Here is an 11,905-nt window from a genome sequence, read left to right as displayed (position 1 = left end):
CGACCCGCCGCTACCGGGACTCGTTATTCGTCTTCTTTGGCGCCGGGCAGTATCCAGTTAAGGACGATGCCGACCAGGGCGGCCAGGCTCACCCCCTGCAGGGTGAACTGGCCGCCGCCCACCTGCATGCCGCCGATGCCGAATACCAGGATCAGCGAGATCACCACCAGGTTGCGCGGCGCGGTGAGCGAGTCGCCGGCCCGCACCAGGGTATTCATGCCCACCACGGCGATGGAGCCGAACAGCAGGGTCATGATCCCCCCCATCACCGGCCCCGGAATGGTCTGCAGCAGCGCCCCCAGCTTGGCGACGAAGGCCAGGCCAATGGCCGTACAGGCCGCCACCAGCATGATGCGCGGGTCGAAGGCACGGATCAGGGTCACCGCCCCGGTGACTTCGGAATAGGTGGTGTTGGGCGGGCCACCGAAGAGTGCGGCCGCCATGGTGGCCAGGCCGTCTCCCAGCAGGGTGCGGTGCAGGCCGGGCGTCTCCAGGTAATTCCTGCGGGTCACCGAGCCGATGGCGACCATGTCGCCGATATGCTCCACGGCCGGGGCGATCGCCACCGGAATCATGAACAGGATCGCCGCCCAGTGGAAGCTTGGCGCGGTGAAGGCGGGTATGGCCAGCCAGGCCGATTCGTGCATCGGGGTAAAATCCACCAGCCCCATGATCAACGCCAGCCCATAGCCGGTGGCGATGCCTCCCATGATGGGGATCAACCGGATAATGCCGCGGCCAAATACCGCCAGTACCAGGGTCACCAGGAGGCTGGTCATGGAGAGAAACAGCGCCGGACCGTAGCCGATATGATCGCTGGTCTCGCCGGTCGCCATGCTGACCGCCACCGGCGCGAGGGCCAGGCCGATCACCATGATCACCGGCCCCACCACCACCGGCGGCAACAGGCGGTGCAACCACACGGTTCCCTTGAGGCGTACCGCCTGGGAGACCACCACATAGACCAGGCCGGCGACCATCAGTCCGCCCAGCGTCGCCGATACTCCAAAGTTGGCAATCGACCCCTGAATCGGCGCAATAAAGGCGAAGGACGATGCCAGAAAGACCGGCACCGTCAGGCCGGTTACACCGTGGAACAGCAGCGTACCGATACCGGCGGTGAACAGGGCCACGCTAGGGTCCAGGCCGGTCAGCAACGGCACCAGCACCAGGGAACCGAAGGCAACGAACAGCATCTGCACGCCGGTGAGCAGCGTGCGGGGAAGAGGGGTAGCGGGCCGCGAGGCCGCGGTATCTGGCATGACAAGGCTCCTGGAATGGATGGCAGGCGATGGCTCGCGCGGCATTCTAGCAGGCCAGTCTGCGAAGCACCGAAAATAACGGGCCCCGCTCGATTGTCATCGAGCGGGGCCCTGTCCATCACTCATTCACTCACGAGACCCGGTGGTCACTCCCCCTGCCCTGCTGTATCGGCGGGTCATGGGGAAACGCCGGTGCCCCGCTCGCCTCTCATTCACTCACGAGACCCGGCGGCCATCCACTCCTCCATCAGCTGGTCGTAGGGAACGGTAGTCCCCTGGGGCATCTCGTCGTCCAGCCGGGGCTTGGGGGCCCCCTCCTGGTCCAGCCAGTACTGGGGATCGCGCTCGTCGTTGAGGTTGGGGGCATAGGTCGAGAACACCTTGGCTCGCGCCAGGCGGGCCATGATGCTGTCGAGATCCCCCGCCAGGTTGTCGAGCGCTTCCTGGGGAGAGATATCACCGCTGACGGCAGGCGCCAGGTTCTGCCACCACAGCGGGGCCATGCGCGGATAGTCCGGCACGTTGGTGGAAGACGGCGTCCAGTTGGACTCGTTGGGGCTGCGATAGAACTCCACCAGGCCGCCAAGCTTGGGCGCCATCTCGGTCATCTGCTCGGAGAATATGTCCGACTCGCGAATTGGCGTGAGCCCTTCCATGAGCTTCTCCAGCGATACCGTCTTGGAAACGCTGAATTGCGCGAACAGCCAGGCGGCCGTACGGCGATCCTCCGGCGTGGAATCGAAGAAGGTCCAGGCACCGACGTCCTGATACCCCACCTTCATGCCTTCTTCCCAGTAGGGGCCGGTCGGCGACGGCGCCATGCGCCACTTAGGATTCCCCTCGTCGTCGGTGACCGACAGCGACGCATCCGTCATGTCCGCCGTGAAGGCCGTATACCAAAACATCTGCTGGGCGACATTGCCCTGGGCCGGCACCGGCCCCGCCTCGCCGAAGGTCATGCCACTCGCCTCGGGGGGCGCATACTTCTCGAGCCAGTCCACCATCTTGGTAACGGCAAACACCGATGCCGGTGAGTTGGTCGCCCCGCCCCGGGACAGGCTTGCCCCGACGGGCTGGCTCTCCTCGTTCACGCGAATGCCCCAGTCATCGACCGGGTTGCCGAAGGGCACGCCGGGGCTGCCCATGCCGGCCATCGAGAGCCAGGAGTCGTGGAAACGCCAACCCAGTGATGGGTCGCGGCGCCCGTAATCCATATGGCCATACACCTTGGTACCATCGATCTCGCCCACCCGCTCGGTGAAGAATTCGGCGATATCCTCATAGGCGGTCCAGTTGGTCGGCACCCCCAGCTCGTAGCCATAGGCGTCCTTGAACTGTTCCTGGAAGTCGTCGCGCTGGAACCAGTCGTAGCGGAACCAATAGAGGTTGGCGAACTGCTGGGTGGGCATCTGGTAGAGGCTGCCGTCGGGCCCCGTGCCGTACTGCAGGCCGATGAAATCATCCAGGTCCAGGGTCGGCAGGGTATAATCGGCCCACTCATTGTCCATGGCGTCAGAAATATTGATTGTGGTGCCATAACGAACATGCGTGCCGATTGAATCGGAGTCATTGACGTAGCCGTCGTAGATGTTGCGCCCCGACTGCATCTGGGTCTGCATGTTGTTGACGACATCACCCTCGCCGATGATGTTGTGGGTCAGCTCGATCCCGGTCAGTTCGCTGAAGGCCTCGGCCAGCACATCACGCTCATAGATATGCGTGGTCAGCCCCTCTGCCACGGTGTTGACCTCCATGCCGCGGAAGGGTTCGGCCGCCTTGGCAAACCACATCAGTTCCTCGACCTGCTGCTCGCGGGACAGCGTGGAATTCTGGAAGTGTTCATCGACCAAACGCTCCGCGATGGCACGTGTGTCGGTATCATCGGCGTATAGGGCGCTACTGGCCAGGGTGACACCCACGGCCAGGAGAGAGAGTCGCATTGTTATCGATTTCATATTGACCTCTTCGGTTATTGTTAGCCGTCCCTGGGGAATCGGCTCCATGCCTGGCTTCGGTCAGCCCCAGCGCATCAGGATCAACGCCCAAAGCACCGATGCACCCAGGGCAACCCAGATGGTGAGCGGAGTGAAACCCACCACGACAAGATGAATATAAGCCGCAGAGAGCAGTCCTATGAACAGCCGGTCTCCGCGGGTCGTCGAAATAAGCAGAAAGCCCTTTCTCTCGACCGTCGGTGAGATGACTTCCCAGGCGGTCATGCCGGCCAGTATGGCGGCGATGACCAGGAAAAAAACCAGAGTCGGGGTGGTCCAGACCATCCATTCCATGTTGACTCCCTCTCAAGTTCGGCCCAGTGCAAAGCCCTTGGCGATATGGTTGCGAACGAAATACACCACCACGATGCCCGGCAATATCGTAAGCGCCCCCGCCGCCGCCAATGCTCCCCAGTCGATTCCGGAGGCGCCCTTGGTCTGGGTCATGACCGAGGCAATGGGCTGGGCATTCGTGGCGGTCAGGGTGCTGGCAAGCAATAGCTCCACCCAGGAGAACATGAACAGGAAGAACAGCGTCACACCGATTCCCGAACTGATCATGGGGATAAATATCTTCACGAAGAAGGCCGGAAAACGATAGCCATCAATAAACGCCGTCTCGTCAATCTCCTTGGGCACACCGCTCATGAAGCCTTCGAGTATCCATACGGCCAACGGGATATTGAAGAGACAGTGGGCAAGCGCCACCGCCACATGGGTATCGAAGAGCCCAACGGTGTAGTACAGCTGAAAATAGGGCAGCAGGAATACGGCCGGCGGCGCCATCAGGTTGGTCAATAGCCAGAAGAAAAGGTGTTTATCACCGATAAACTTGTAGCGACTGAAGGCATAGGCGGCAGGCAACGCCACCACGATACTCAACAGCATATTAATCAGCACATAGGTAATCGAGTTAACGTAACCCATGTACCAGCTTGACTGGGTAAATATCTTGGAATAGTGCTCAAGTGTAAAGTCCTCTGGCCACAGGGTCAGCCCTCCGAGAATCTCGGTATTGGACTGGAAGGACATGTTGAGCAGCCAATAGATAGGCAAGAGCACGAAAACGATATAGGCCGCCATGAGCCCACGACGGCGCCACTGGCGAGGGGCCGAACGGTTCCGGCGACGCTTCCGATTGCTGGTGGCTGCGGCTCGCTGCCTTACGGCCTCGGGGGTTGTGGGCAATGCATCGCTCATGTCATGCCTCCGCCTTGATGTCGTCTTTCTGCATGTTCATGATCGCCGTGTAGAACACCCAGGTAACCAGCAGGATAATCAGGAAGTAGATCAGCGAGAATGCCGCCGACGGCCCCAGATCCTGCTGACCTATCGCCATGGTCGTCAGTGACTGACTCAGGAAGGTGGTGGAACTACCCGGCCCCCCGCCCGTTAACACGAAGGGTTCGGCATAGATCATGAAGGAGTGCATGAAGCGCAGCAGCACTCCGATCACCAGCACATTGGTCAGCTTGGGCAACTGAATGTAGTAGAAGACCGACCAGTTTGACGCACGATCTATGCGTGCCGCCTGGTAGTAGGCATCGGGTATCGAACGCAGGCTGCTATAGCAGAGCAAGGCAATCAGCGGCGTCCAGTGCCAAACATCCATCAGGATAATGGTGATCCAGGCATCCACGGGGCTCGCCGTAATATTGTAGCCATACCCCAGCTCACGCAGGCTCCACCCCATCAGCCCGATATCCCCGCGGGTAAAGATCTGCCAGATACTGCCTACCACGTTCCAGGGAATCAGCAGGGGCATGGTCACCAGGATCAGCACGATAGAGGCCTGCCACCCCTTCCTGGGCATTATCAAGGCGATACCGATTCCCAGCGGGACCTCGATGGCCAGCACGGTCAGCGAGAAGGCAAATTGCCGCAACACGGCCGCCTGCAGGGCGGGATCATTCAACATCTCCTTGAACCATTCGGTACCCGTGAAGAAACGGGTGTTGGCATCGAAGACGTCCTGAACCGAGTAGTTCACCACCGTCATCAGCGGAATAATGGCCGAGAAGGCTACCAGCAGCAGCATCGGCAATATCAGCCACCAGGCGCGGTTGTTGTAGACTTTACTCATGGCCAGGCTCCACGCGATATTCGTCGATATACAGGCCCACTCGCTCGTCGGGAAAACGCAGCCAGGCCCTCCCGGTCGGCACCGGCTGTCCCTCCTCGATACGCGCCTTGAGCACCGTGTTGCCGAGGGTCAGAGAGAGGATCGAGTAGGTCCCGAGGTCCTGGGCGTAATCTATCCTGGCCTCCATGCCATCCTCCACCGGGTCGGCAAGGACCTCGATGAACTCGGGGCGAATACCGAGCTTGATATTAGTGGCCCGGGCATTCGCCACGGCATCGTGCACGGCCTGCTTGACCGTCAACTCCATGGCACCGGCCATCACGCGGCCTTCCCTGGCCTCCACATCCAGGAAGTTCATGCCCGGACTGCCGATAAAGTAGCCCACGAACGTATGATTAGGCTTTTCGAACAGCTCCCTGGGAGTGCCGAACTGTACGATCTTGCCCTCGTACATAACGGCAATCTTGTCGGCAAAGGTGGAGGCCTCGAGCTGGTCATGGGTCACATAGACCATGGTGATCTCGAAGCGCTGATGAATTTCCTTGAGCTTGCGGCGCAGTTTCCACTTGAGCTGGGGGTCGATGACGGTGAGGGGCTCGTCGAAGAGGATCGCCGACACATCATCTCGCACCAGGCCTCTGCCCATGGAAACCTTCTGCTTCTCGTCTGCCGTCAGGTTCCTGGCCCGGCGCTTGAGCTGTGCAGTGAGCTCCATCACGTCGGCGACCTCCATCACGCGCTCATGAACGCGAGCCTCGGGGGTCTTCACGTTACGCAACGGAAAAGCCAGATTGTCATAGACTGTCATGGTGTCGTAGACGACGGGAAACTGAAAAACCTGGGCGATGTTGCGGGCCTCGGGGGGCAGGGAGTTCACGACCTCGCCGTCGAAGAGCACGTCGCCTCGGGAGGGCTCCAACAGACCGGAAATAATGTTGAGAAGCGTCGACTTTCCGCAACCCGAAGGTCCCAGTAACGCATAGGCGCCTCCCTGATGCCAGATATGGTCCATCTCGCGAATGGCATAGTCTTCCGGCACCCGGGGGTCGCTCACGTAGCTATGAGCCAGGGACTTCAGAACGATTTCGGCCATCTCAGCTCCCCCTCAGATGCGCTGGTATATGCACTACCCTACCCTCGCGATCAAAGACATAGACCTTGTGGGTTGGAATATAGAGCGTCACCGGGACATCAACCCCAAAGTCATGAATCCCCTTCAGGTGAGCCGTCATATGGAAGAGCTCGTTATGCACATGGAGGAAGGTCTCGGACCCGCTTATCTCCGCCAGGTCCACCGTCATCGTTAACTCGACGTCACTTTTGGACTGGGGCACAAGCGAGATATGCGAGGCGCGCACTCCGAAGCGATACGTCCCGGGGGCGAGGCCACGCAAGTCATCACCGACGGGAAAGAAACCCGTGTTATCAAGAGATACCGCGTCGCTGGAAACGTCTCCACTCACGATATTGATGGGGGGCTCGGAGAATAGCTCTGCGGTGAGGATGTCATGCGGACGATGATAGACCTCTTCCGTGCGGCCATACTGCAGCAGACGCCCCTCGTGAATCACGGCGGTGTTGCCGCCCAGTGCCAGGGCTTCCGTGGGCTCGGTGGTGGCATAGACGGCAATGCAGTTGCGTTCGCTGAAGACCGAACGCAGTTCCTCACGAAACTCCTCGCGGAGCTTGTAATCGAGGTTGACCAGGGGCTCATCGAACAGGATGACATCGGCATCCTTGGCCAGGGCACGCCCCATGGCCGTTCGCTGCTGCTGACCACCGGAGAGCTCCAGGGGCAGGCGGTCCAGCAAATGCTCGATATGCAGCATTTCGGCAACGCCTCTTACACGCCGATCGATCTCCGGGCGGGCCACTTTCGCTAACTTGAGGGGCGACGCAATGTTGTCGTAGACGGTAAGGCCCGGATAGTTGATGAATTGCTGATAGACCATCGAGACATTGCGCCTGCGAACCGAACGCCCGGTCACCTCCTTGCCATCCATCCAGATGCGGCCTCGCGTCGGGACATCGAGTCCGGCTATCAGCCGCATCAGCGTGGTCTTCCCCGCCAGCGTCCTTCCCAGCAGGACATTGAACGAGCCCGGCTCAAGCTCCAGGCTCACGCCTGACATATGCGAGGCGCCACCGACAATGTAGTCGATATTATCTAGAATCAAGGACATGCGGATCTCGACCGTTCGTTGTTATTTGCTGTATCCGGGAACTGTTGAATACAACCTAACCGTGATTCGATTTCAAACACAAATGTCATCAACCGAAAACATCGAGATCCGGCCTTGCCCTCTTACTCTTTTGCTTTAATACAACATTGTTATTATTAGATTTTTTACAATGTTAAGCCTTTCGTCTAAGGGCGACCCGAGAAAGGTCCAATAACGGCTCGCATCGGGACTCGCATCGCGGATGACCCAACAGGGCATTTCAATGAGCGAAAACCAACACTTCACACGCAGGGTCAGGAAAGACCCCGCAAGACGGGGCAGTCGGGGGAACACAAGAGCCCCTCCTGCTGCCGCTAGGGATAGCCGCGGGCTGCAGGGGGGCAAACAAGCGAGAAGGGCCGCCGTTGGCGTCGACGCTCAGCGAGTACCGAAGATCTTGTCTCCGGCATCCCCCAGGCCGGGAATGATGTAGCCGTTCTCGTCGAGGCGCTCATCCACACCGGCGGTATAGATCTCGATATCGGGATAGGCATCCTGAACCCGCTTGATCCCCTCCGGCGCGGCCACCAGCACGATGACCTTCATATGCTTGCAGCCTCGTTCCCGCAGCATGTCCAGGGTTGCCACCATGGTGCCCCCGGTGGCCAGCATGGGATCGATGACGATGGCCATGCGCTCGTCGAGATCTCCCGCGAACTTGGCGAAGTAGGGTACCGGCTCCAGGGTCTCTTCGTCCCGATAGAGACCCACCACGCTAATCCTGGCACTGGGTATCAGGTCGGTCACGCCATCCAGCATGCCCAGGCCCGCCCGCAGGATGGGAACGATGGTGGCCTTCTTGCCCTTGAGCAGCTGCACCGGAATCTTGCCGCCGCTCCAGCCGTCGATATCCTGGGTCTGGAGTTCCAGGTCCTGGGTCGCCTCGTAGGTAAGCAGCTTGGCCAGTTCACCGGAAAGCTCGCGAAAGCTCTTGGTGCTGATACCGGCTTCACGCATCAAGCCAAGCTTGTGCTGGACCAGGGGATGCTGGATGGCATGAACGCTCATGGGCGGGACCTCTTGGCTGGTGCAACGAAGTTGCGGGCGGCAGAAACCGGTCGACCTTGGTCGCATGGACCTCGGCCATAAATTGCGCGCTATTCTACTCGCATCTTGCGTTGAGGTTAAAGCGCACACGCATCGGCATGCTCGGGCAGCTGCCAGTCGATGGGCTCGCGGCCGTGTTCGACCAGGAAGGCGTTGGCGCGGGAGAAGTGATGGTTGCCGAAGAAGCCACGATGGGCGGAAAGCGGCGAGGGATGCGGCGATTCCAGCACCAGATGGCGGGAAGTATCGACCAGGGCCTTCTTCTTGCGCGCATGACTGCCCCACAGCAGGAATACCGAGGGGCCGGCATGGGCACTGACCGTCTCGATGGCCCGATCGGTGAAGGTCTCCCAGCCACGTCCACGATGCGATCCCGCGCTGCCCTGTTCAACGGTCAGCGAGGCGTTGAGCATCAGCACTCCCTGACGCGCCCAGTGCTCCAGGTTGCCGTGGGACACCGGCTGGCATCCCACATCCGCCGCGAGTTCCTTGTAGATGTTGACAAGCGATGGCGGAATTCGAACGCCCGGCTTTACCGAGAAGCACAGCCCATGGGCCTGACCCGGCCCGTGATAAGGGTCCTGCCCCAGGATCACCACCTTGACCCTGTCCAACGGGGTCAGCTCGAAGGCGCGAAGCCACTCTGAGGAGTGTGGATAGATCACCTTCCTGGCGGCCTTCTCGGCCGCCAGGAAATCACGCAGTGCCTGCATGTAGGGCGACTCGAACTCATCCTCGAGCCAGTGCCCCCAGCTGGTGGGTAGCCTCATGGCTTGACCTGGTCGGCGAGCGGTTCGACATAGGCCACCCCCATGTCCCAGGGGAACTGGATCCAACAGTCCTGGGCCACCTCGGTCAGGTACTGATCGACCAGCGGCTTGCCTTCGGGCTTGGCATAGATGGTGACGAAGTGGGCGCGCGGCAGCATCTCGCTCACCTTGCGGGCGGTCTTGCCGGTATCGACCAGATCATCGACCAGCAGCCAGCCGTCGCCATCGTGATCGACCCCCTTCATCACATCCAGCCCGCCCTGCTCCATATGGTCATAGCTCTTGATGCAGACGGTATCGATCAGCCGGACATTGAGCTCACGCGCGATCAGCGCGGCGGGAATCAAGCCGCCGCGAGTGATGGCGACGATCCCCTTGAAGTCGCGTTCTACCAGGCGCTGGCAGAGCTCGCGCACATCGCGATGCAGTTGATCCCAGGAAACGGTGAAGTGTTGATGGTAGCGGTTGATGCTCATGGAATCACTCGTCCTCGGTGAAGGAACAGACAGCGAAGACGCCGTAATCAGACTCGCGGATACGCCGAGAGCCCCCCAGGTCAGGCAGATCGACGATGGTGGCGGTCTCCACCACCTGGCCGCCACTGCGACTGATCAGCTTGGCCGCGGCCAGCATGGTGCCACCGGTAGCGATCAGATCATCGACGATCAGGATGCGATCGCCACGCCGAAAGGCGTCGGAGTGCAGCTCCACCTCGGCTTCGCCGTACTCCAGGGTGTAGGTCTCGCTGATGGTGCGAAACGGTAGCTTGCCCTTCTTGCGTACCGGCACGAAGCTGCAGCCCAGCTCGTAGGCGAGCGGTGCGCCGACGATAAAGCCGCGGGCATCGATGGCCGCCACGGCGTCGATATCCATCTCCTGGTAACGATGCACGAAGCTGTCCACCAGCTTGCGAAAGGCCGCACTGTTCTGCAGCAACGGGGTGATGTCACGGAAGTTCACCCCCGGGTTAGGCCAGTCGGGAACGGTGCGAATGACGGACTTGATATAGTCGCCGTAGATGCTCATGGCGGGTCTCGTTGGTGAGTGATCAGTCGAGGAACAGGAACTTGGCGGCAAACAGCAGCGCCAGCACAATGACCGCGGGGTTGAGGTCGCGGAAGCGACCCGACAGCGCCTTGATGGCAACGAAGCTGATAAAGCCCAGCGCGATCCCTTCGGCAATGGAGAAGGTCAGCGGCATGGCCAGGGCGGCAATCAATACCGGCGCGGCATCCGTGGGGTCATCCCAGTTGGCGTGGGCCAGGCTGCTGGCCATCAGCACCGCCACATAGAGCAGGGCGCCGGCGGTAGCGTAAACCGGAATGGAGCCTGCCAGCGGGGCGAAAAACAGGCTGATCAGGAACATGATCGCCACCACGACGGCGGTGAGGCCGGTACGCCCGCCCGAGACGATGCCCGCGGTGGACTCCACGTAGCTGGTGGTGGTGGAGGTACCCAGCACGGCGCCGGCCATGGAGGCCGAGCTGTCGGCCATCATGGCGCGGCCAATCCGCGGCAGCTTGCCATCCTTGTCGAGCAGCCCTCCCTTATGGGCCACGCCAATCAGGGTGCCGGATGTATCGAAGAGGTCGACAAAGAGAAAGGCAAAGACCACGCTGAGCATGGCGATATCGAAGGCCCCCGCCAGATCGAGCGCCATGAAGGTGGGCAGAATGGAAGGCGGCATGGACATCATGCCGCCATACTCGTTGTGTCCCAGCAGCATGGACAGCACGGTGATGCCGAGGATACCGATCATGACCGCGCCGGTGACGCGCATATAGGACAGCGCGGTGATCACGAAGAAGCCAAGCAGCGCGTACAGCGCGGAGGGCTCGGAGAGATCTCCCACCGACACGTAGGTCGCCGGATTGGCGACCACGATGCCGGCGTTTTTCATGGCGATCATCCCCAGGAACAGCCCGATACCCGCGGCGATCCCCAGGCGCAGGGAGAGGGGAATCGAGTTGATGATCCACTCGCGTACCCGGAAGATGCTGAGCAGCAGGAAGATAAGCCCGGAGAAGAAGACGGCCCCCAGGGCCGCCTCCCAGCTATACCCCATGCCCAGCACCACGCCGTAGGTAAAGAAGGCGTTGAGCCCCATGCCCGGTGCCTGGGCGATGGGATAGTTGGCCCACAGCCCCATGATCAGACAGCCCAGGGCTGCCGCCAGGCAGGTCGCCACGAAGACCGCCCCATAGTCCATCCCGGCCTCCGAGAGGATACTCGGGTTGACGAAGATGATGTAGGCCATGGTCAGGAAGGTGGTAATCCCGGCGATGACCTCGGTCTTGATATTGGTGCTGTGCTCGGATAGCTTGAAATGCTTGTCGATCAGGCTCTTCATGGGGCTCGATTCCTACGCGCTTGGACGTGTTGAGGAAATTCCGGGGGCGAGAAGGCGAAACATGGTACCCAAAGCCTCCCGATGATGCGAGATGGACGCCGCCCCGAACGCGGCGGTATTCACCCCTACCCTTTGTATAAGCAACTCATGACACAATCGCCAGCCCGGCGACCAACG

12 protein-coding genes are annotated in these 11,905 nt (G+C 60.7%); all 12 read right to left on the bottom strand.

Annotated features, from left to right (window positions below; all coding sequences use genetic code 11):
* Window positions 1-23: 23 nt before the first annotated feature.
* The 12 genes from Q358_RS0104350 to Q358_RS0104295 all read right to left on the bottom strand — a co-directional run bounded on the left by Q358_RS0104350 (window position 24) and on the right by Q358_RS0104295 (window position 11,728).
* Window positions 24-1,262: a uracil-xanthine permease family protein gene (locus Q358_RS0104350; protein WP_027960933.1), complete on the bottom strand. Its 1,239-nt coding sequence runs from the start codon at window positions 1,260-1,262 to the stop codon at window positions 24-26.
* A gap of 212 nt (window positions 1,263-1,474) precedes the next feature.
* Window positions 1,475-3,217 (bottom strand): ABC transporter substrate-binding protein, encoded by a 1,743-nt coding sequence (locus tag Q358_RS0104345; RefSeq protein WP_027960932.1) that lies wholly within the window; start codon window positions 3,215-3,217, stop codon window positions 1,475-1,477.
* 60 nt (window positions 3,218-3,277) lie between these two features.
* Entirely contained in the window at window positions 3,278-3,550 is a 273-nt protein-coding gene (locus Q358_RS0104340) for a DUF2160 domain-containing protein (RefSeq protein WP_027960931.1), read from the bottom strand.
* A gap of 12 nt (window positions 3,551-3,562) precedes the next feature.
* Window positions 3,563-4,456 (bottom strand): carbohydrate ABC transporter permease, encoded by an 894-nt coding sequence (locus Q358_RS0104335; protein ID WP_425402535.1) that lies wholly within the window; start codon window positions 4,454-4,456, stop codon window positions 3,563-3,565.
* A 1-nt stretch (window position 4,457) separates the two neighbouring features.
* Window positions 4,458-5,339: a carbohydrate ABC transporter permease gene (locus tag Q358_RS0104330; RefSeq protein WP_027960929.1), complete on the bottom strand. Its 882-nt coding sequence runs from the start codon at window positions 5,337-5,339 to the stop codon at window positions 4,458-4,460.
* Window positions 5,332-6,432, bottom strand: a complete 1,101-nt coding sequence (locus Q358_RS0104325) for an ABC transporter ATP-binding protein (protein ID WP_027960928.1) — start codon at window positions 6,430-6,432, stop codon at window positions 5,332-5,334. The genes Q358_RS0104330 and Q358_RS0104325 overlap by 8 nt, the downstream gene beginning before the upstream one ends.
* 1 nt (window position 6,433) lies before the next feature.
* Complete coding sequence (locus Q358_RS0104320; RefSeq protein ID WP_027960927.1) at window positions 6,434-7,522, bottom strand: ABC transporter ATP-binding protein; 1,089 nt, start codon at window positions 7,520-7,522, stop codon at window positions 6,434-6,436.
* A gap of 417 nt (window positions 7,523-7,939) precedes the next feature.
* The gene (gene upp / locus Q358_RS0104315) at window positions 7,940-8,569 is read right to left on the bottom strand and encodes a uracil phosphoribosyltransferase (RefSeq protein WP_027960926.1); all 630 of its coding nucleotides are present in this window, start codon (window positions 8,567-8,569) and stop codon (window positions 7,940-7,942) included.
* A gap of 116 nt (window positions 8,570-8,685) precedes the next feature.
* A complete protein-coding gene (ung, locus tag Q358_RS0104310) occupies window positions 8,686-9,378 on the bottom strand; it encodes a uracil-DNA glycosylase (RefSeq protein WP_027960925.1) in 693 nt (230 codons plus the stop codon).
* Window positions 9,375-9,854 carry a xanthine phosphoribosyltransferase gene (gene gpt / locus Q358_RS0104305; protein ID WP_027960924.1) on the bottom strand — a complete coding sequence of 160 codons (480 nt, stop codon included), beginning with the start codon at window positions 9,852-9,854 and terminating at the stop codon, window positions 9,375-9,377. Before gpt ends, ung begins: the two co-directional genes overlap by 4 nt.
* Before the next feature lie 4 nt (window positions 9,855-9,858).
* Entirely contained in the window at window positions 9,859-10,404 is a 546-nt protein-coding gene (locus Q358_RS0104300) for an adenine phosphoribosyltransferase (RefSeq protein ID WP_027960923.1), read from the bottom strand.
* A gap of 22 nt (window positions 10,405-10,426) precedes the next feature.
* Window positions 10,427-11,728, bottom strand: a complete 1,302-nt coding sequence (locus Q358_RS0104295; protein WP_043487629.1) for an NCS2 family permease — start codon at window positions 11,726-11,728, stop codon at window positions 10,427-10,429.
* Between the last annotated feature and the right edge of the window lie 177 nt (window positions 11,729-11,905).

The organism is Halomonas halodenitrificans DSM 735, from assembly GCF_000620045.1.
Classification (GTDB): Bacteria; Pseudomonadota; Gammaproteobacteria; order Pseudomonadales; family Halomonadaceae; genus Halomonas; species Halomonas halodenitrificans.
Note: the sequence above shows the minus strand (reverse complement) of the source record. Positions and strands in the feature narration are given on the sequence as shown.